Below are 20,683 nucleotides of genomic sequence, written 5' to 3' on the forward strand. Positions count from 1 at the left end.
GTTTGCGTCCGGGAGCGCGGCCCGGGACGAAGCAGGAGAATCGAATCATGACGTCGACGCACATTCGGCCATCGGTTGACGATGCGATGCAGATCAGGCAGACGCGCCGCGCGCGACGCGCGGCCGTCTCGCATCAGGTGAGCGCGGGGCCGCAGACGTCGCAGGTCGCGCGAGGCGCCGGCCTGGGCACGGCCGACGCGGCCATTGCGACGCTGACCAACGACAAGCTGAGGCTCGACGTCGCGCCGCATCTGGGCGGCGGCATCACGCGCTTCGACTGGCGCGACGACGGCGTGCTCACGCCAATCTTTCGCCGCTGCGAAGCGCCTGGGCCGCGCACCGATCCGAACGAGCTTGCCTGCTATCCGTTGCTGCCTTACTCGAACCGGATCGGCGCAGGGCGCTTCCGGTGCGACGGGCGGCTCGTGCGCGTGCCGCGTAATCGCGACACCGAACCGCTGCCGATTCACGGCGACGGCTGGCTCGCGCGCTGGCAGCTCGACGACGCGACACCGCGGCAATTGCGGCTGTCGCTCGATCTCAGCGACGGCGAACCGTATGCGCTGCGCGCAACGCAAATCTACGCGCTCGACGGCGCGACGCTGACGATCGCGCTCACGGTCGAGAATGCCGGGCCGATGCGCCTGCCGTTCGGGCTCGGCTTGCATCCGTTCATCGTCCGCGACGCGGCCACCGAGATTGCGGCCGCCGCGAGCGGGCTGTGGCTGTCGACGCCGGATTGGCTGCCGTCGCGGCATATCGGCGCGCCGGCCGCATGGCGCTTCGGCATTGCGTATCCGCTGCCGGACACGCTCGTCAATCACGCATTTACCGGCTGGGGCGGTGGCGCGACGATCGCCTGGCCGTTACGCCGCCTCGCGCTGACGGTGGCGGCCGACGCCGATTGCTATGTGCTTTACACGCCGCCCGGTCAAGCGTTCTTCTGCTTCGAGCCCGTCGATCATCCGATCGATGCGGTGAATCTGCCGGGCGGCGGCGCTGCGCACGGGATGACGTTGCTTGCGCCTGGTGAGCGGCTCACGCGCCGCTTTCGCTTTACCGTCGCGCGCACCGATGCGCGCGCCGCGCCCGTTGCGCGCCAGGCGGCCGCGCGGGCATTCGGCTGACGCGCATCGGCGGTGTGCGGCATGCGCCGCTTGCCGCCGGGCGGCCCGGCGGATGGCGCGAGGCTTGGGCGAGCCGGCTGGGCTGGCGGGCAGCGGCGCGGCGGCCGGCAGGCGCGGGCGGAGGGCGGCGGGCGTGGGCGTGGGCGGCGGGCGTGGGCAGGATCGGGCCGCATCGAACCGTGGCGAATTGCGGCGACCGCGAAGCGCGGCCGTACCGGATTTTGATGAACCGGGCAGCGTGCGTCATGCCGCCCATCGCCCATCGAGCGATCGCGGCGCACTGCACGCGTCGCATTGCAGTGCTCGGCCGCGCGCGCTCCGATCCACACCACGACCGGCAAACGGTATCCGGGAACGGCGCGGGTAAAATACGCGGATTTAATCGCCCCGTCGCGAGTGAGCGCCATGTCTTCCACGTCTACCTTTATCGATTCGTTGCGCGCCGCCTGGCAGCGCACGAATTCGCTGCTGTGCGTCGGTCTCGATCCGGAGCCGACGAAGTTTCCCGCGCAGTTCGCGAACCAGCCCGATGCGATCTTCGATTTTTGCCGCGAGATCGTCGATGCGACCGCGCCGTTCGCGAGCGCGTTCAAACCGCAGATCGCATATTTTGCCGCGCACCGCGCGGAAGATCAGCTCGAGCGGCTGATCGCGCACATCCATCTTCAGCATCCGGGACTGCCGGTGATACTCGACGCGAAGCGCGGCGATATCGGCAGCACCGCCGAGCAGTACGCGCGCGAGGCATTCGAGCGCTATCGCGCGGACGCCGTGACGGTCAATCCGTACATGGGCTTCGATTCGATCGAGCCGTACCTGGCCTACGACGACAAGGGCGTGATCGTGTTGTGCCGCACGTCGAATCCGGGCGGCTCGGATCTGCAGTTCCTCGACACGGGCGGGCGGCCGCTGTATCAGGTCGTCGCGTCGCTGGCGGCGGACAAATGGAACAAGCGGACGGGGCAGCTCGGGCTCGTCGTCGGCGCGACGTTTCCGAAGGAGATCGAGATCGTGCGCGGGCTCGTCGGCGACATGCCGCTGCTGATTCCTGGCATCGGCGCGCAGGGCGGCGATGTGGCGGCGACCGTCTCGGCGGGCCGCACCGCCGACGGCGCCGGGATGATGATCAATTCGTCGCGCGCGATCCTGTACGCGAGCCGCGAAGACGATTTCGCCGACGCGGCCGCGCATGCGGCGCGCGCGACGCGCGACGCGATCAACGCCCAGCGCTGAGCGTTGAGCGCTGAGCGCTCGGCAGCAGCCTGGCGGGTGGCGGCGCATGCGCCTGCAAGGCCCGGCGGCGAGAACGGCCCGCCGACGGATGAAGGCTGCGTGCGGTCGGAAGGAATCGGCCGTGCGCGGCGCGCAAGCGCGGTTTGCCCGGCGGTGAATCAGCGCGGCGGCCCAGGGCTCATGAGCCGCTACCGGTTCGTGACCGCGCTTGGTGCATTCCAGCAAGGCAATACGTTCGAAGCGGCGAACCACGAACCGCAACTCGCTCAGCGCTCCTGCTCGTCGATCAGCTTGATCAGGCCGCGCAACGCGTGCGCGGCCGCTTGCGTGCGAATCTGCTCACGATCGCCGGCGAACACGCACGTTTGAACCGACGTGTGCAGCCGGTTGCTCCAGCCGAACGATACCGTGCCGACGGGTTTCAACTCGGAGCCGCCTCCGGGCCCCGCGATGCCGGTGACGGACAATGCCACCTGCGCGCGGCTGTTGCGCAGTGCCCCTTCGACCATCGCGCGCGCGACGGGCTCGCTCACCGCACCGTGCTTGTCGATCAGATCGGCGGGCACGCCGATCATCTCGACCTTCGCAAGGTTCGAATACGTGACGAAGCCGCGCTCGAACCAGCCGCTGCTGCCGGCGATATCGGTGATCGCGGCCGCGATCATCCCGCCCGTGCAGGATTCGGCGGTGGCGAGCGTCAGATGGGCATCGCGCAGCTTGTCGCCGGCGCTGATCGCGAGTTGATGGACGGCGGAGTCGGTTGGCATGGCAAGAAATCCGGGCGAGCCGCGGGGAACTGAGCCGCGGGCGGCATTACGGGAAAAACGAGCGCCACAGCGCGATCACGAGCAGCGTCATCACCGCGGCGATCAGGTCGTCGAACATGATGCCGAAGCCGCCTTTCAGATTGCGGTCGAAGTAGCGGATCGGCGGCGGCTTGACCATATCGAAGAAGCGGAACACGACGAACGCCCAAAGCTGCTCGACGAACGTGGCCGGCGTGACGAACAGCATCACGAGCCAGATCGCGACGATTTCGTCCCAGACGGCGGGGCCGGGATCGGCGATGCCCATTTTCTTCGCGGTGAAGCCCGTGAGCCAGATGCCGGCGAAGAAGCCGGCGACGATCAGCGCCCACCATTCGGGCACGGTCAGATAGCGGTTCAACGCGACGAACGACAGCCAGCCGAACAGCGTGCCGAACGTGCCCGGCATGAACGGCGCGAGGCCGCTGCCGAAGCCGAGCGACACGATATGAACCGGGTGCGAGAACATGAAACGCACGGTAGCGCGGCGGCGCGCGGTTTTCTGCGTGTCTTGCGGCGCGGGCGCGCTAGCCGGGCGGGCAGACTCGCCGGCGTTATCGGCCGGGCGGGGCGTCGGGTCAATTTGCATCGAAATGATCGAAACCGTGCAACGTGAGCGGAAGCGCCGCGCCCGATGCGTCACGCCATGTGATGGCGGGCGCGTGCGCCGGCGCGGACAACGCGTGTATTGTACCGATCCGCGTGACGCGGACGCCGGCGCGCGCGCCGGCCGCCTCGATCGCAGTGCGCGCGCTGCGCGCGGCGGTGAAGCACAGCTCGTAGTCGTCACCGCCTTCGAGCATGCAGCGCCGCCGCACGTCGGCGGGCAGCGTCGCGAGCGCTGCCGAGTGCGGCACCGCATCGACGTCGATATCGGCATGCACGTTCGAGCGCCGCAGGATGTGCGCGAGATCGCCCGCGAGGCCATCGGATACGTCCAGCGCCGCGTGTGCGATGCCCGCGAGCGCAACGCCGAGCGCGACGCGCGGCTCGGGACGCTCGAGCGCCGCGCGGAACACGGCGGCCTCACGCGTGCCGGCTTGCCATTCGCCGCGGATCACGCCAAGGCCGGCGCGCGCGTCGCCGAGCACGCCGGACACCCAGACGTCGTCGCCGTCGCGCGCGGCGTCCCGGCGCAGCGCGTCGCCGGCCGCGACGTCGCCGAACACGGTCACGCACAGATTGAGCGGCCCGCTCGTCGTGTCGCCGCCGACGAGTTCGCAACCGTGGCGCTCGGCGAGGGCGAAGAGGCCATTGGAGAATGCGTCGAGCCAGTCCGCATCGGCGCGCGGCAGCGCGCAGGCGAGCGTGAATGCGCGCGGCGTTGCGCCCATCGCGGCCAGGTCGGACAAATTGACGGCGAGCGTTTTGTGCCCGAGCGCGTCCGGCGCGACATCGGCGAAGAAATGCCGCCCTTCGACCAGCATATCCGTTGAAATTGCCAGCATCTTGCCGAGTTGCGGCGCGAGCAGCGCGCAATCGTCACCGATGCCGAGCGCCGCGCGCGCGCGCGGCCGTTGCGCGCGGCGCGCGAAGAAGCGATCGATCAGCGAGAATTCCGACAGAGAAGAGGTGGGCACGGGGGCGTTCAAGTGTTGCGATGACGCACATTGTAGGATGGTTCGGGCCGGCATCCGCCGCGATCGCAGCGGATTCGTCGCATTTCGGTCGTGACTGTCGAACCTTAATCGTCAAATTCGCGCGCGGGATTGGCGATACAATTGTGCCGAACAGATATTCTAATCCGCTGATCCCGCTAAGACTCATGTCCACCACGTCCTCCTCGCCCAAAGCCAAGCTTCGCGAAGCCGCCCTCGACTACCACGAATTCCCCACGCCCGGCAAAGTGGCGATCGCGCCGACCAAGCAGATGATCAACCAGCGCGATCTCGCGCTTGCTTACTCGCCAGGCGTCGCGTTCGCGTGCGAGGAGATCGTCGAGAATCCGCTGAACGCCGCGCGCTTCACCGCGCGCAGCAATCTCGTCGGCGTCGTGACGAACGGCACCGCGGTACTCGGCCTCGGCAACATCGGCCCGCTCGCGTCGAAGCCGGTGATGGAGGGCAAGGCCGTCCTGTTCAAGAAATTCGCGGGTATCGATGTATTCGACATCGAACTCAACGAGTCCGACCCGCACAAGCTCGTCGACGTGATCGCCGCGCTCGAGCCCACCTTCGGCGGGATCAACCTCGAGGACATCAAGGCGCCGGATTGCTTCATAGTCGAGCGCGAATGCCGCAAGCGGATGAAGATTCCGGTATTCCACGACGATCAGCACGGCACCGCGATCGTCGTCGCGGCGGCGGTCACGAACGGACTGAAGGTCGTCGGCAAGCACATCAAGAACGTGAAACTGGTCGCGTCGGGCGCGGGCGCCGCCGCGCTCGCGTGCCTGGATTTGCTCGTCGATCTGGGCTTGCCGCTGGAGAACATCACCGTCACCGATCTCGCCGGCGTCGTCTATAAGGGACGCACGGAGCTGATGGACCCGGACAAGGAGCGTTTCGCCCGCGAAACCGACGCGCGCACGCTGACGGACGTGATCGGCGGCGCCGACATCTTCCTCGGGCTGTCGGCGGGCGGCGTGCTGAAGCCCGAGATGGTCAAGGGGATGGCCGAACGGCCGCTGATTCTCGCGCTCGCGAACCCGACGCCCGAAATCCTGCCGGAAGTCGCGCTCGAAGTGCGTCCGGACGCGGTGCTCGCGACGGGGCGCACCGATTATCCGAATCAGGTCAACAACGTGCTGTGCTTCCCGTTCATTTTTCGCGGCGCGCTCGACGTCGGCGCGACGACGATCACGCGCGAGATGGAGATCGCCGCGGTCAACGCGATCGCCGCGCTTGCGCAGCACGAGCAGAGCGATATTGTCGCGACTGCCTACGGTATCCAGGACCTGTCGTTCGGGCCTGAATACCTGATCCCGAAGCCGTTCGATCCGCGCCTCATCGTGACGATCGCGCCCGCGGTCGCGCAGGCGGCGATGGACGGCGGCGTTGCGACGCGTCCGATCGAGGACATGGACGCATACAAGGTTCATTTGCAGCAGTTCGTCTATCACAGCGGCACGACGATGAAGCCCGTGTTCCAGCTCGCGCGCAGCGCGCCCGCAGAGAGAAAGCGGGTGGTGTTCGCGGAGGGCGAGGAAGAGCGCGTGCTGCGCGCAGTGCAGATCGTCGTCGACGAAAATCTCGCGAAGCCGGTTTTGATCGGCCGTCCGGCCGTGATCGAGCACCGGATTCAGCGCTACGGGCTGCGCCTTACGCCGGGCGTCGATTTCACGGTCGTCAACACCGAGCACGACGAGCGTTATCGCGATTTCTGGCAGACCTATTACAAGATGATGGCGCGCAAGGGCATCAGCGAGCAGCTGGCGCGTGTCGAGATGCGCCGCCGCACGACGCTGATCGGCTCGATGCTGGTGAACAAGGGCGAAGCGGACGGAATGATCTGCGGAACGATCAGCACGACGCACCGCCATTTGCACTTCATCGACCAAGTGATTGGCAAGCGCGACGGCTGCAGCGTCTACGGCGCGATGAACGCGCTCGTGCTGCCCGGCCGGCAGATTTTCCTCGTCGATACGCACGTCAACGTCGATCCGACCCCGGAGCAATTGGCTGAAATCACCATCATGGCGGCCGAAGAGGTGCGGCGCTTCGGCATCGAGCCGAAGGTGGCGTTGCTGTCGCACTCGAATTTCGGCACGAGCAATGCGCCTTCTGCGCAGAAGATGCGCGATACGCTGGCGATCTTGCAAGAACGTGCGCCCGATCTGCATGTCGATGGCGAGATGCACGGCGACGTCGCGCTCGATGCGGCGCTGCGCAAGGAAATCCTGCCCGAGTCGACGCTCGAGGGTGAAGCGAACCTGCTGGTGATGCCGAATATCGACGCGGCGAACATCGCGTACAACCTGCTGAAAACCGCGGCGGGCAACAATATCGCGATCGGACCGATCTTGCTGGGCGCGGCGAAGCCGGTGCATGTGCTGACCGAGTCAGCTACCGTGCGGCGCATCGTCAACATGACGGCATTGCTGGTGGCGGACGTGAATGCGGCGCGTTGACGCCTATTGGCGGCAATTGGGTGTTTTTGTGCGCGAATAGGCGCGGATAAAAAAACGGCGCGCCTGTCGCAGGCGCGCCGTCGGGCATGGCAGCAGAGAGAAGCCTTCCCTAATAGACAACGCCCCCCTTGGGCCGCAAGGGACGGCGAGGAGGCAGAACCCGCCGCAGTGGACGTCGCTGCGCTAATATTACCCTATGCGGGAGATTTTTATCTTAATTGAGATAAAAATTTTGCTGTCAGTTGCTGTTTTCGCCTTTCAATTTCCTGACTGGCATTGATTCCGGTTGGCATTAGCGCTACGCTTACGCCTTTCTTGGTCGTCAACTTATTGATTTAACAGCGGGAACCTTCGTTTATGGCACGCAAGTGGCTCCGCAACGGCGCGCTCGCGTCCGTCTTCGCGATCGCCGCGATAGGCAATGTCGGCGTCATGCCGGGCAGTCTGGTTTCCGCCGCATACGCACGGGAAGCCGCTCCCCTCAACGGGGCGGCAGCGCAGGTCGATACGATCCCCGCGTCCCAGTTGCCGCGTGAAGCAACGGCCACGCTGAGTCTGATCGCCGCGGGCGGCCCCTATCCGTATGAGAAAGACGGCGTGGTGTTCGGCAATTACGAACGTGCGCTGCCGAAGATGCGGCGTGGCTATTACCACGAATACACGGTGCCAACGCCGAGGGCGCGCAATCGTGGCGCGCGCCGCATCGTTTGCGGCGGCCCGTTGCGGCGTGTCGACAATTGTTATTACACCGACGACCACTACAACAGTTTCAAACGTATCGTTGATTGACTTCGGGATGAGCGGCATGAGCGACAACATCTACGCGCGCGATATGTCGGCTGCGGCGGATCTGTTCGCGGCTGGCGACGGCAACCTGTTTCAGCGTGTCATGCAACTGCGCATGGCGGCGCACGCGGGCCATGCGCCTGACGGCGCGGCCAGCCCCGGGCTTTCATCCATCGAGGAGCCTATGAGCCTTTTTGCGACCGTGCGACCGAATCTCGTGCAGTCGATCCGCGCATTCCGTGTGCAGGATCTTGCTGACGAAGCGAATCAGCTCGGCCAGCATTTCCTGTATGCGTACTGTGGAAATGCCCAATCGAAGCAGGAAGTGCTGGAGACGATCGCAACCTCGTTCTTGTTTCCCAAGCATTTCGGCAAGAACTATGACGCGCTGTATGACTGTTTGACGGATCTCGTCCACAAGGCCGGCTCACAGCCGGGGTTCGTGATCGTGCTCGAAGCGCTACCGATCGCGCACAAATTCGACAAGGAAGGGCGCGAAACGCTACTCGACGTGTTTCGCGAAGCGGCGGAGTTCTGGGCGGAGCGCCGGGTCGCGTTCCGCGTGTTCTACTCGTTCGCGTAATTCCGCACCGCACGATCCGCCGGAAAACCCGCCTTTGCGCGGGTTTTTTGCGTGTGCGGCGATACCGGCACGCGGGCGGCGCATGTGCGAGTTTTCCTGCATTTTTCCGCGTTTTCCCCGCAACGGTTCTTCATCGTATGCCGTTTTTCGGGGAGATGAGGCTCGGTTCGCACGGCACTTTGCTTTTTGCCGCGGAAACCATTCGATTCGCCGGCGAAAGGCCGTTTTTCGATGCTCTTCGTCCATTTTGTGCGCCGCGCGGTCGCGCGGCGCACGCTTTGGTGTACTCGATCCGCCGCAGCACGCACCGGCAGGCTTGGTGCGGCGGCATACGCCGCGCCACGCTTGCGGCAGCAAACGGTCAACGTCTATTCGACGTCTTCGTCAACGATGGCACAGCGAAAATCGCGCACCTCAACGAAATAGTGCGTTCGCTGGCAGTCGTACCCGCCGCGAGGCGCTGTCCAAAGCCGTCCGACGCGGCGGCAGCCTGCGGCCGTGCGTCACCAGCCGCCCCAGCGCGCGGCGAGCGCGGCCAGTACTGCCGCGCCAGCTGTCTCGGTGCGCAACACGCGCGGACCAAGCGACAGTGCGGCGAAGCCTCGCGCGCGCGCAGCCTGTTCCTCGTCGGGCGACAGCCCGCCTTCCGGGCCGATCAGCAACGTGACTTCGCCCGCGGGCGGCGTGTCGGGCAGCGATGCAAACGGCACGCTCGCGCGCGGCGACAGCAGCAAGCGCCGCTCGCCATCGGCCGGCGCGGCAGGCAGTGCATTAAGCCACACATCGAAGCCGCATACCGGCGCGACGTCGGGCACGCGATTGCGGCCGCACTGTTCGCACGACGCGCGCACGACGCCGCGCCAGTGCGACACGCGCTTGTCCGCACGCTCGCCCGACAGCTTGACGACCCCGCGCGCGGTCGTCAGCGGCATGATCGCCGCGACGCCCAGCTCGACCGCCTTTTCGATCGCCCAATCCATCTTGTCACCGCCGGCGATGCCCTGCGCGAGCGTGACACGGTAAGGTGGCTCCGCGTCCGCAGCTTCGAACGCGCCGATCCGCGCGAGCGCGCCGCGCTTGTCGATCTCCACGAGCTGCGCGCGATACTGGCCGCCCGTGCCGTCGAACAACACCAGCGCGTCGCCTGGCTGCAGCCGGAGCACGAGGGCGTGACGCGCGACCTCGGCGGGCAGCGGCAGCGTGGCATCGGTGCGCAACACCGCATCGACGAAGAAGCGGGGCACCGCCGCGGTCGTGGCGCCACCGCCGCTCATGCGCCGATCCGCCGAGCGAGCGACCAGCGATAGCCGTCGAGATCCTCGATCTGCGCGAAGCGGTCGCCCCAGAATTGATCCTGCGGCTCGCTCAGCGATTTCGCGCCGGCGTCGAGCGCCCGGCGATAGGTCTCGTCGACATCGTCGACATACAGATAGAACGACTGCGGCGCGGTCGCCCCCGCGCTTCTCGGCGTGCGGGCCGTCGAGCCGAACGCGCCTTGAGGCGCGAACATCACGATCAACTGGCCGTGATACGACATCTCGACATGCATGATCGCACCGTCTTCGTCGATCAATTCGCGCTGTTTGAAGCCGAATGCGGCGCTAAAGAACTGGATCGACGCCCGGGCGTCGCGCACCGTCAGATAAGGGGTCAGCCATGGCACGTCAGCCGGCCGTGGGTCGGTCATACAAAGTCTCCTGCGGGAAAATGCGTGCGGTTGACCGACGTTCGGCCCCGCACATAGGTTCAGCGATGCATGCCGAGTGTATCGCGCAGCGAACGCGGCAGTGTAAAAAGCGCCGGATGTAATTTCGCGTCGTAGAAGCGCAGGCCGTCGATGCGCCGCTGCGCAAGCCGTTCCTCGATATCGTGCGAAAACAGCGACGCCGCGTCGAGCGCGTCGCTCGCGATCGCCATCAGCCACGGCGAGCCGTACAGCGGCACGTGCGCGCAAAGCGGCGTCACCACCGCGAAACTCGCGCGCAAGCCCGCGAGCAGCGCAGCGATGCGCGGCGGGTGAAAAAGCGGCGAGCCCAGGTGCAGCGATACGGCGCCGCGCGGCGTCAAGATGCGCTTCAGGCGCGTATAGAACTCGGCGGTGTAGAGGCCGGCGGCGGGCGAATCGGGCGGCGTCAGGTCGAACACGGCGAGATCGAAATGCTCGCACGCGTGATCGACGTAATGCGCGGCGTCGCCGATCACGAGTTCGACGCGCGGATCGTCGAGCGCGCCTTGATGGACGTCGGCGAGATAGCGGCGCGCCATGTCGACGACGGCGGGGTCGAGTTCGGCGACGACGATCCGCTCGATGCACCGGTGCTTGAGCAACTGGCGCGCCGCGCCGCCGTCGCCGCCGCCGAGCACGAGCGCCTTTCGGGGCGACGGATGCGCGAGCGCGGCCGGATGCGTCATGCACTCGTGATAGACGAATTCGTCGCCCACCGAGGTCATCGGTTGTCCGTCGAGCGTGAAAAGCAGGCCCAGCTGCGCCGTTTCCCAAACCTCGATCGTTTGATACCCGGACGCGACGCGTGCGACACGGCGGGCGTTCGGAAAGCCGTACACGGTATCGGGGGTCGGATGGAAGAGAAGGGCGGTGCTCAAGGCGGCGGGCGGCGAAGCGGGGGATGGTCAGAATTATAGAAGGATAGAAGGCTGGCGCGCGGACCGGAATCGCAGCCCGCATCGGCTTGACGGAAACCGCGCCAGGCGGCTCGTTGCGGCCGAGCTTGCGGCAGGTCATCTGTTAGAATGACAGGCTCCATAGCGGCGGAGCTGTTTGCAGGGCTGCCCGCTTTGCAGCCTTGTCCGTTTGCTCGTCCGCCCCGCGTCCTGTCGGCGCCGTACTGCGCGCCGGGAACGGTCGGCCAGCGAGTTGCCGGATGCCGCGCGCCACAGGTTTTCTCGACTCGTTTTCCGGACTCGACATGACGACTTCGTCTCCCGCCTCTCCCACTTTGATGGCCAACGCGATCCGTGCGCTCGCGATGGACGCCGTTCAGCAAGCGAATTCCGGCCACCCCGGCATGCCGATGGGCATGGCCGAAATCGGCGTCGCGCTGTGGGCCCGCCATCTGAAGCACAATCCGGCGAATCCGCACTGGGCCGACCGTGACCGCTTCGTGCTGTCGAACGGCCATGGCTCGATGCTGCTGTATTCGCTGCTGCATCTGACGGGCTACGATCTGCCGATCGACGAGCTGAAGCAATTCCGGCAACTGCATTCGAAGACGCCGGGCCATCCCGAATACGGGATCACGCCGGGCGTCGAGACGACGACGGGCCCGCTCGGCCAGGGCCTCGCGAACTCGGTCGGGATGGCGCTCGCCGAGGCGCTGCTCGCGGACGAATTCAACAAGCCCGACGCGAAGATCGTCGATCATCATACTTACGTGTTCGTCGGCGACGGCTGCCTGATGGAAGGCATCTCGCACGAGGCGTGCTCGCTGGCTGGCACGCTGAAGCTGAACAAGCTGATCGCGCTGTACGACGACAACGGCATCTCGATCGACGGCGACGTCGTCAACTGGTTCCATGACGACACGCCGAAGCGTTTCGAAGCATACGGCTGGAACGTGATCCGCAACGTGAACGGTCACGACGTCGACGCGGTGGACGCGGCGATCGCGCAGGCGAAGCAATCCGACAAGCCCACCCTCATCTGTTGCCGGACGACGATCGGCAAGGGCGCGGCGACAAAGGCGGGCGGCCACGACGTGCACGGCGCGCCGCTCGGCGCCGAAGAAATCGCGAAGACGCGCGAGGCGCTCGGCTGGACATGGCCGCCTTTCGTGATTCCGCAGGAAGTCTATGCGGCATGGGATGCGAAGGAAGCCGGCAAGCGCCGCGAAGGCGACTGGAACGCGACGTTCGCGCAATATCGCGCGAAATACCCGCAGGAAGCGGCCGAATTCGAGCGCCGCACCGCCGGCAAGCTGCCTGCCGACTGGGCGCAGAAGGCGGCGGCCATCATCGCCGGCGCGAACGAGCGTGCCGAGACGGTCGCCACGCGCAAGGCGTCGCAGCAGGCGATCGAAGGTCTCGCGGCCGTGCTGCCGGAATTGCTCGGCGGCTCGGCCGATCTGACGGGCTCGAATTTGACCAACTGGAAGGCGTCCAAGCCGGTGCGCGCGAATCAGGACGGCCCGGGCATCCAGTGGGGCAACCACATCAATTACGGCGTGCGCGAGTTCGGCATGAGCGCGGCGCTCAACGGCCTTGCGCTGCACGGCGGCTACAAGCCGTTCGGCGGCACCTTCCTGACGTTCTCCGACTACAGCCGCAACGCGCTGCGCGTCGCGTCGCTGATGAAGGTGCCGTCGATCTTCGTGTTCACGCACGATTCGATCGGCCTGGGCGAGGACGGCCCGACGCACCAGTCGATCGAGCAGGTCGCGAGCCTGCGGCTGATCCCGAACCACGACGTCTGGCGTCCGGCCGATACGGTCGAAACGGCTGTCGCGTGGACCCATGCGATCGCGGCGGATCGTCCGTCGAGCCTGATCTTCAGCCGCCAGAACCTCGCGTTCAATGTGCGCAGCGACGCGCAGATCGCGAACGTCGACAAGGGCGGCTACGTGCTGCGTGACTGGAATGAAGAGATCGTCGCGCGCAAGATCATCCTGATCGCGACGGGCTCCGAGGTCGAGCTTGCGATGAAGGCAGTCGAGCCGCTCGCGCAGCAGGGGATCGCGGCGCGCGTGGTATCGATGCCGGCGACGACCGTGTTCGACCGGCAGGACGCCGAGTACCGCGAGCGCGTGCTGCCGCAGGGCGTGCGCCGCGTCGCGATCGAAGCGGGGGTGACGAGTTTCTGGCGCAAGTACGTCGGCCTCGAAGGCGGCGTCGTCGGGATCGACACGTTCGGTGAATCGGCGCCGGCCGGCGTGCTGTTCAAGCACTTCGGCTTCACCGTCGAGCACGTCGTCGAGACCGTGAAGGCCGTTCTCGCCTAAATGCGACGCGTGACGCGCGCTGCGCCGCGCGTCACGCCGTGAAGCTGCACGAAACGAATTTTTTCAGCCATCAGGAGATAGACATGACGATTCGCGTTGCCATCAACGGATACGGCCGCATCGGCCGCAACACGCTGCGCGCGTTCTATGAAAACGGCAAGAAGCACGACCTCGAGATCGTCGCGATCAACGATCTGGGCGATGCGAAGACCAACGCGCACCTCACGCAATACGACACCGCGCACGGCCGCTTCCCGGGAGAAGTGTCGGTCGACGGCGATTATCTCGTCGTCAACGGCGACAAGATCCGCGTGCTCGCGAACCGCAACCCGGCCGAGTTGCCGTGGGGCGAGCTGGGCGTCGACGTCGTGCTGGAGTGCACGGGCTTCTTCACGACGAAGGAAAAGGCGAGCGCGCACCTGAAGGGCGGTGCGAAGAAGGTGATCATCTCGGCGCCGGGCGGCAAGGACGTCGACGCGACGATCGTCTACGGCGTGAACCACAACGTGCTGAAGGCCGAGCATACGGTGATCTCGAACGCATCGTGCACGACGAACTGCCTCGCGCCGCTCGTCAAGCCGCTGAACGACAAGATCGGCGTCGAAACCGGCCTGATGACGACGATCCACGCATATACGAACGACCAGGTGCTGACCGACGTGTATCACGAGGATCTGCGTCGTGCGCGTTCGGCTACGCACAGCCAGATTCCGACGAAGACGGGCGCGGCCGCCGCTGTCGGCCTCGTGCTGCCGGAGCTGAACGGCAAGCTCGACGGCTATGCGATCCGCGTGCCGACCATCAACGTGTCGATCGTCGATCTGTCGTTCATCGCGAAGCGCGATACGACGGTCGACGAAGTCAACGCGATCATGAAGGAAGCGTCGGAAGGCGCGCTGAAGGGCATTCTCGGCTACAACGCCGCGCCGCTCGTGTCGATCGACTTCAACCACAACCCGGCTTCGTCGACGTTCGACGCGACGCTGACCAAGGTGTCGGGCCGTCTCGTCAAGGTGTCGAGCTGGTACGACAACGAGTGGGGCTTCTCGAACCGGATGCTTGATACGGCGGTCGCGCTCGCGAACGCGAAGTAAGCGGCCGGGCTTGCGCTGCGCCGCCGGAGTCGGTAGGGCGGCGCGCGCAAGCGGCAATGATCGGGCACGCGCCGGCGGATATCGCCGGCGCGTTTTTTTATACGCGCCGCCCGAGGAGCCGCGTGCATCGCATCCCGTTACCCTTTCGGCGTCGGGAAGAACACGCCGGCCCGTTGCGCGGCATTCGCGATATGCGCTTCGATCGCCGCGCCGGCCGCGGCGGAATCTTTCGCGATCAGCGCATCGAGAATCGCGCGATGCTCGTGATAGGTCGACAGCACGAACTCGCGCCGATAGAACGGCATCCGCTGGCTTTCTTTCATGATGTCCGCGCTGCCGCGCAGGATCGATTCGATCGCCGCGTTGCCGGCAAGACTGACGATGCGCATATGAAAGTCGAAATCGAGTTGCGCCGCGTCGTCAAGCTCATCATTCGCGAGCGCTTCGTGCAGCGCGGCAACGTTCGTCTCGAACCATTCGAGATCCGCGTCGATGACCGCGAGCGCGGCCATGCGCGCCGCGAAACCTTCGAGCGCGTAACGCATCTGGTACGTATCGGGCAGTGACGACTGTTCGGCAAAGCGCCATGCATGCGCGGCGTTTGCCTGCGCGCGCTCGACATACACGCCTTTGCCGGGGCGGATGCGCAGCAGGCCGAGCGCTTCGAGTGTCGACAACGCTTCGCGCAACGACGCGCGGCTGATCTCCAGTTCTTCGGATAACTGACGTTGCGCAGGCAGCAGACTGCCGACGGGATAGAACCCGGTCTCGATCCGCTCGCGGATCGTGGCGATGGCGGCGTCGGTAACGGTGTGCGGAACGTTCTTCATCGATTTCGTCGGATGTGGCGGCGATTATGCGGTCTGACCAGTATTGTAAACCGTCGTTCAGACCATGCGCCGCAGCATCGGGAAAGCGATGATCCGGCGCTTTTCCGATGCTCGGCCGCCCGCCGGCGCGGTGTCGAAAACCACGGGGAAATCCCTATTTTTGTGTGCTTGACGCGACTATATCGGCTTCCTACTATCGTCGATAACAGCACTGGTCGGACCAGTATGAACAGATGAATCGGCATCGGTCCGCCACTTATCCGCAACTGCCGTGATGGGAGAGCGCCGTGTCGAAGTTCCTTAATTCGCTGTTTGGCCGGGTGGTCGTCGCGCTGTTGATCGGCGTCGCGCTCGGCGCGTTGTTCCCGCATTTCGCGCAGTCGCTGCGGCCGTTCGGCGACGGATTTCTCAAGCTCATCAAGATGGTGATCGGGCCGATCGTGTTTTGCGTCGTCGTGCACGGCATCGCGAACGCGGGCGATTTGAGGAAAGTCGGCCGCGTCGGGCTGAAAGCGGTCGTCTATTTCGAAGTGATGACGACGCTCGCGCTCGCGATCGGCCTTGTGCTCGCGTTCGTGACGAAGCCGGGCGCGGGGATGAACATCGATCTGCACTCGCTCGATCCCGCGTCGCTCGCCGATTATGCGAAGAACGCGCAGAGCCTGAAGGACACGGCGGGCTACCTGTTGAAGATCATCCCCGACACCGCGTTCGATGCGTTCGCCAAGGGCGACATCCTGCAAATCCTGGTGTTTTCGGTGCTGTTCGGCTCGGCGCTCTCGCTGCTCGGCGATAAGGCCAGGCATGTGAACGTGCTGATCGACGAGTTCGCGCACGTATGCTTTCGCGTGATGGGTTTCATCATCAAGCTCGCGCCGCTCGGCGTGCTCGGCGCAATCGCGTTCACGACCGGCAAGTACGGCGTCGCGTCGCTCAAGCAGCTCGGCTTGCTCGTGATCGTGTTCTACGCGAGTTGCGTGGCGTTCGTCGCGATCGTGCTCGGCGCGGTGATGCGGCTCGCGGGCTTCTCGGTATTCAAGCTGATCCGCTATCTGCGCGAGGAACTGCTGATCGTGCTCGGCACCGCGTCGTCCGACGCGGTGCTGCCGCAGGTGATGCGCAAGCTCGAATGGCTGGGCGTCAAGGATTCGACGGTCGGCCTCGTGATCCCGACCGGCTATTCGTTCAACCTCGACGGCTTCTCGATTTACCTGACGCTCGCCGTGCTGTTTATCGCGCAGGCGACCAACACGCCGCTATCGACGCACGACCTGATCGTCGTGCTGCTCGTGTCGCTGCTCACGTCGAAGGGCGCGCACGGCATTCCCGGCTCGGCGATCGTGATTCTCGCCGCGACGCTGTCGGCGATTCCGGCGCTGCCGGTGCTCGGCCTCGTGCTGATTTTGCCGGTCGACTGGTTTGTCGGTATCGCGCGGGCGTTGACGAATCTGCTCGGCAACTGCGTTGCAACGATCGTCGTCGCGGTATGGGAGCACGATATCGACAAGGCGCGCGCCACGCGCGTGCTGAATGACGAACTGCGCTATGTGCCGTCGGGCGACGACCAGCCGGATGGCGCGATCGCGCAGGGCAACGCGCCCGCGCTCTGACGCCGCGCTGCCCGACATGGCGGCGGCGCGCCTCGTGGTTTGCGCGCCGCCGCTTCGCTTGAATGGACAAACCGCCGAACAAAGACAGGAGACGACATGGCCGCCCCGATTCTCGATCCGAACGCGCCCGCTTTCACGCGCCGCTACATGAATCTCGCCGATCCGCGCCTGGGCGCGAAGGCGCTTTTCGCGAGCGACGAATTCTTCGCACCGAAGGAGCGAATGCTCGATCCCGAGCCGGCCGTGTTCATCCCCGGCAAATACGACGATCACGGTAAATGGATGGACGGCTGGGAGACGCGCCGCAAGCGCACGACGGGCCACGATTTCTGTGTAATCAAGCTTGCGCGGCCGGGCGTCGTGTACGGCGTCGATCTCGATACGAGCCACTTCACCGGCAATTTCCCGCCGGCCGCGTCGATCGAGGCGTGCGTGTCGGACAGCGACACGCCGTCCGATCATGCCGACTGGCACACGCTCGTGCCCGCGACGACGTTGCAGGGCAATCAGCATCACTACGTCGCGGTGAGCGATCCGCGGCCGTACACGCACCTGCGCGTGAATCTGTATCCGGACGGCGGGCTCGCGCGGCTGCGCGTGTATGGTCAGCCGCAGCGCGACTGGACGCGCGCGGTGCGCGGCGAACTGTTGGATCTTGCGGCAATCGAGAACGGCGCATATCTGGTTGCGGCGAACAACGAGCATTTCGGGCCGGCATCGCGGATGCTGATGCCGGGGCGCGGCGCGAACATGGGCGACGGCTGGGAAACCCGCCGCCGCCGCGAACCTGGCAACGACTGGGCGATCGTCGCGCTGGCGCGCCCGGGCGTGATTCGCCGGGTCGAAATCGATACGGCGCACTTCAAGGGCAATTTCCCGGACCGCTGTTCGCTGCAGGCGGCGAGCGTCGTGGGCGGCACGGACGCGTCGCTCGTCACGCAGGCAATGTTCTGGCCGGCGCTGCTCGACGAGCAGCCGCTCAAGATGGACAGCATTCACACGTTCGACACGCAGCTCGCGGCGCTCGGCCCCGTCACGCACGTGCGGCTCAACATTCATCCGGACGGTGGCGTATCGCGGCTGCGCATCTGGGGGGAACTGGCATGACACAGGCGCGCATGGACAAAGTGCATACGTTGCGTGTCGAGCCGCTCACGCGCGACGCGTTCGCGCCGTTCGGCGACGTGATCCAACTCGACGGCGCGCGCCGTTTCCTGATCAACGGCGGCACGACCGAGCGCTTTCACGATCTCGCGTCGGTCGACGTCGGCGACGCGCAGGGGCGGCCGCTCATCAGCATGTTCCGCGCCCAGCCGCGCACATGGCCGGTCGAGATCGACATGATGGAGCGTCATCCGCTCGGCAGCCAGGCGTTCATTCCGCTCGCGGCCGTTGCCCGCTACCTGCTCGTCGTCGCGCCGGCAGGCGAGTTCGACCCGGCACGGATGCGCGCGTTTGTCGCGCAGCACGGCCAGGGCGTCAATTACGCGAAAGGCGTCTGGCACCATCCGCTGCTCGCGCTCGACGCCGTAAGCGATTTCATCGTGGTCGACCGTGGCGGCGAACAGCCGAATTGCGACGAAATTTCGCTTGGCGCCCGGTGGCGATTGGTCGATGACGGAGAACGGATGCGTGTCGTCGCGTAGCGCTTGCTTGCCGTCACGTGCCGGGCGTTGACGGGTGCATCAGCCGGAGCGAATCCGGCGTAGACGCGCGGCGCGCGTTCTCGGGTGGCGCGGGCCGCCTGTCCGGCGGCGGGCGCTGCGTGTGTCCATCCGGCCCCAGAACCGGCAGCGGTGGCCGTCGAAAGGCTGCGGCCCTTAAGTTGCGCAGCGGGCCGGCAGGCGTGAGACGCCGGGAAGCGGCTGCGCCGAGCGGGGGGCGGGAGCGCGAAAATTGAACGGGCGCACGGCACATGCGGCTGCGTTCACGCGCGGCGGCTGGCCGGGTCCGAGCCGAAATTCGCACGGCATCCAACCGGCATGGCACGGCGTGCGGATAATCCGCAAAAAAGCGGCCTGACCCATCGGCGGCAGAATCCGCCGATACGCAAACTCCCGCGGGACAGGTCGCATCCAATCGAACAAAGGCCCGGTCGGGCTTGCGTCCGCCGGGCCTATACGATCTGCTTGCGCGGAAAACACGCGCAGCGCGGCCGGTGCCGCGTCAGTGCTTGCCTTCGTGCTTGCGGTGCGGGCAGTTTTCCGTTTTGCACGAACCGTACATCGCGAGCGAATGCTCTTGCAGCTTGAAGCCGCGTTCCTTCGCGATCATCTGCTGGCGGCTTTCGATTTCGGCGTCGAAGAATTCCTCGACGCGGCCGCAGTCGAGGCAAACCAGGTGATCGTGGTGCGAGCCTTCGTTCAATTCGAACACGGCCTTGCCGGATTCGAAGTTGCTGCGCGACAGCAGGCCCGCTTGCTCGAACTGGGTGAGCACGCGGTAGACGGTCGCAAGGCCGATGTCGAGTTCCTCATGCAGCAGGTTGCGATAGACGTCTTCGGCCGTCAGATGGCGTACCGGGCTCTGCTGGAAAATTTCGAGAATTTTGAGGCGCGGTAGGGTGGCCTTGAGCCCGATATTCTTGAGATCGGTCGGATTGGTCATGGCTAGGCGTCCCTAGAGTACAATGCTGGGCTTCAATAGTACCGGCTTTTTGCCATTCAGGTCACCTTCGACATCTATTCGCGCGCGGCCTGCGCCATGGCCGGCACGGTGAGGGAAATGATTCCAAGATCTCTTTTGCAACTTCAGAGGAGCCGCATGCGAAGCGCTGTCATCGCTGCTGTCGCCGTCGCCGGATTGGCTGCCTGCTCGTCTTATGACAGCTTGACGCAACGGGTCGCGCAAAGCATCACACCGTATCGGATTACCGTCGTCCAGGGTAATTTCGTGTCGCAGGAAATGGCGTCGCAACTGCAGGCCGGCATGTCGCGCGACCAGGTGCGCGCGTTGCTCGGCACGCCGCTGTTGACCGACGTGTTCCACGCGGATCGCTGGGACTATTTGTTCTATTTCAAGCGCGGCTCGACCTCGGTCGTCCAGCAGCGCGACCTCGTGCTGAATTTCTCGAACGATCGGCTCGTGAGCTGGACCGGCGCGGATAATCTGCCGTCCGAACTCGATCTGCTTGCCGATATCGACGGCGACAGGCGGGGCAAGAAGGCGAAAAAGGCGGCGCAGGCCGCCGCCAGCTCGGCCGAGGCCGCGTCGCAGGCCGCTGCTGCCACCGCGTCGTCGTCGGCGGTGCCGGCTGCGGACGCCGCGCCGGCGCATGCCGATGCGGGCACGCCGGCCGTGCAGCCGGCGCCGGACAGTGGCGCGAACGAACAGGCCGCGCGCGCGGCAAATCGGGCGACCGCGCAGGTGTCCGGCCAGGGCGGCGCGTCCGTGCGGTTCCGTCCGTCCGCACAGTCGGCGCCGAGCGCGCCGACGCCGGGCGGCCAGCCGCCCGGCGCGAGCCCGGCGATCCAGCCGCAGTTCCAGTTCCATCGTCCGCCGCAGCGGCCCGCGCCGGGCGCGGGCGAGGCCGTCGGTCCGCAGGAAACGGGCAACTGAGCCGGCCCTTTCAGTCAAACCGGGCGGCATGC

Annotated in this window: 19 protein-coding genes; 11 read left to right on the plus strand and 8 right to left on the minus strand. The window is 65.8% G+C overall.

Annotation, left to right across the window (positions count from 1 at the left end; genetic code table 11):
• Positions 1-47: 47 nt before the first annotated feature.
• Entirely contained in the window at positions 48-1,127 is a 1,080-nt protein-coding gene (locus AQ611_RS04055; protein ID WP_069233774.1) for an aldose 1-epimerase, read from the plus strand.
• A gap of 405 nt (positions 1,128-1,532) precedes the next feature.
• Positions 1,533-2,360, plus strand: a complete 828-nt coding sequence (pyrF, locus tag AQ611_RS04060; RefSeq protein ID WP_069233775.1) for an orotidine-5'-phosphate decarboxylase — start codon at positions 1,533-1,535, stop codon at positions 2,358-2,360.
• A 266-nt stretch (positions 2,361-2,626) separates the two neighbouring features.
• Here pyrF and AQ611_RS04065 read toward each other — a convergent pair whose 3' ends face one another.
• The 3 genes from AQ611_RS04065 to thiL are packed head-to-tail and all read right to left on the minus strand — an operon-like array spanning position 2,627 to position 4,746.
• A complete protein-coding gene (locus AQ611_RS04065; protein WP_059515876.1) occupies positions 2,627-3,127 on the minus strand; it encodes a CinA family protein in 501 nt (166 codons plus the stop codon).
• A 46-nt stretch (positions 3,128-3,173) separates the two neighbouring features.
• Positions 3,174-3,755, minus strand: a complete 582-nt coding sequence (locus AQ611_RS04070; protein ID WP_069233776.1) for a phosphatidylglycerophosphatase A family protein — start codon at positions 3,753-3,755, stop codon at positions 3,174-3,176.
• Positions 3,745-4,746, minus strand: coding sequence for a thiamine-phosphate kinase (thiL, locus tag AQ611_RS04075; protein ID WP_069233777.1), 1,002 nt, complete (start codon positions 4,744-4,746; stop codon positions 3,745-3,747). Before thiL ends, AQ611_RS04070 begins: the two co-directional genes overlap by 11 nt.
• 185 nt (positions 4,747-4,931) lie before the next feature.
• Between thiL and AQ611_RS04080 the strand changes: the two genes are divergently transcribed.
• The 3 genes from AQ611_RS04080 to AQ611_RS04090 all read left to right on the plus strand — a co-directional run bounded on the left by AQ611_RS04080 (position 4,932) and on the right by AQ611_RS04090 (position 8,604).
• Positions 4,932-7,235, plus strand: coding sequence for an NADP-dependent malic enzyme (locus AQ611_RS04080; protein WP_059515882.1), 2,304 nt, complete (start codon positions 4,932-4,934; stop codon positions 7,233-7,235).
• A gap of 357 nt (positions 7,236-7,592) precedes the next feature.
• The gene (locus AQ611_RS04085) at positions 7,593-8,024 is read left to right on the plus strand and encodes a ribonuclease (RefSeq protein WP_069233778.1); all 432 of its coding nucleotides are present in this window, start codon (positions 7,593-7,595) and stop codon (positions 8,022-8,024) included.
• Between the two features lie 16 nt (positions 8,025-8,040).
• Positions 8,041-8,604: a barstar family protein gene (locus AQ611_RS04090; protein WP_059516114.1), complete on the plus strand. Its 564-nt coding sequence runs from the start codon at positions 8,041-8,043 to the stop codon at positions 8,602-8,604.
• 503 nt (positions 8,605-9,107) lie between these two features.
• Here the strand turns inward: AQ611_RS04090 and AQ611_RS04100 are convergent.
• The 3 genes from AQ611_RS04100 to speE are packed head-to-tail and all read right to left on the minus strand — an operon-like array spanning position 9,108 to position 11,208.
• The gene (locus tag AQ611_RS04100) at positions 9,108-9,878 is read right to left on the minus strand and encodes a 16S rRNA (uracil(1498)-N(3))-methyltransferase (protein ID WP_069233780.1); all 771 of its coding nucleotides are present in this window, start codon (positions 9,876-9,878) and stop codon (positions 9,108-9,110) included.
• A complete protein-coding gene (locus AQ611_RS04105) occupies positions 9,875-10,291 on the minus strand; it encodes a VOC family protein (RefSeq protein ID WP_069233781.1) in 417 nt (138 codons plus the stop codon). Before AQ611_RS04105 ends, AQ611_RS04100 begins: the two co-directional genes overlap by 4 nt.
• A gap of 59 nt (positions 10,292-10,350) precedes the next feature.
• Positions 10,351-11,208: a polyamine aminopropyltransferase gene (gene speE / locus AQ611_RS04110; RefSeq protein ID WP_069233782.1), complete on the minus strand. Its 858-nt coding sequence runs from the start codon at positions 11,206-11,208 to the stop codon at positions 10,351-10,353.
• Positions 11,209-11,486: 278 nt separating this feature from the next.
• Here speE and tkt point away from each other — a divergent pair, with 278 nt between their 5' ends.
• Both tkt and gap read left to right on the plus strand, forming a co-directional pair.
• Entirely contained in the window at positions 11,487-13,559 is a 2,073-nt protein-coding gene (gene tkt, locus AQ611_RS04115) for a transketolase (protein ID WP_069233783.1), read from the plus strand.
• An 83-nt stretch (positions 13,560-13,642) separates the two neighbouring features.
• Entirely contained in the window at positions 13,643-14,653 is a 1,011-nt protein-coding gene (gap, locus tag AQ611_RS04120) for a type I glyceraldehyde-3-phosphate dehydrogenase (RefSeq protein ID WP_059515897.1), read from the plus strand.
• Between the two features lie 137 nt (positions 14,654-14,790).
• On the opposite strand, the gene AQ611_RS04125 is transcribed toward gap, so the two are convergent.
• The gene (locus AQ611_RS04125; RefSeq protein WP_069233784.1) at positions 14,791-15,483 is read right to left on the minus strand and encodes a FadR/GntR family transcriptional regulator; all 693 of its coding nucleotides are present in this window, start codon (positions 15,481-15,483) and stop codon (positions 14,791-14,793) included.
• Between the two features lie 287 nt (positions 15,484-15,770).
• On the opposite strand from AQ611_RS04125, the gene AQ611_RS04130 reads away from it, so the two are divergent.
• The 3 genes from AQ611_RS04130 (at position 15,771) to AQ611_RS04140 (ending at position 18,739) form a co-directional block, all read left to right on the plus strand.
• Entirely contained in the window at positions 15,771-17,093 is a 1,323-nt protein-coding gene (locus AQ611_RS04130; RefSeq protein WP_059515902.1) for a C4-dicarboxylate transporter DctA, read from the plus strand.
• A gap of 96 nt (positions 17,094-17,189) precedes the next feature.
• Positions 17,190-18,200 (plus strand): allantoicase, encoded by a 1,011-nt coding sequence (gene alc / locus AQ611_RS04135; protein ID WP_069233785.1) that lies wholly within the window; start codon positions 17,190-17,192, stop codon positions 18,198-18,200.
• Positions 18,201-18,211: 11 nt separating this feature from the next.
• On the plus strand, positions 18,212-18,739 hold the full coding sequence (locus AQ611_RS04140; RefSeq protein ID WP_059516116.1) for an ureidoglycolate lyase: 528 nt from the start codon (positions 18,212-18,214) through the stop codon (positions 18,737-18,739).
• 520 nt (positions 18,740-19,259) lie between these two features.
• Here the strand turns inward: AQ611_RS04140 and fur are convergent.
• A complete protein-coding gene (gene fur / locus AQ611_RS04145; RefSeq protein ID WP_059569055.1) occupies positions 19,260-19,700 on the minus strand; it encodes a ferric iron uptake transcriptional regulator in 441 nt (146 codons plus the stop codon).
• A 156-nt stretch (positions 19,701-19,856) separates the two neighbouring features.
• Here fur and AQ611_RS04150 point away from each other — a divergent pair, with 156 nt between their 5' ends.
• Entirely contained in the window at positions 19,857-20,651 is a 795-nt protein-coding gene (locus AQ611_RS04150; protein WP_069233786.1) for an outer membrane protein assembly factor BamE, read from the plus strand.
• Positions 20,652-20,683 lie beyond the last annotated feature (32 nt).

The organism is Burkholderia singularis (assembly GCF_001718875.1).
GTDB lineage: Bacteria > Pseudomonadota > Gammaproteobacteria > Burkholderiales > Burkholderiaceae > Burkholderia > Burkholderia singularis.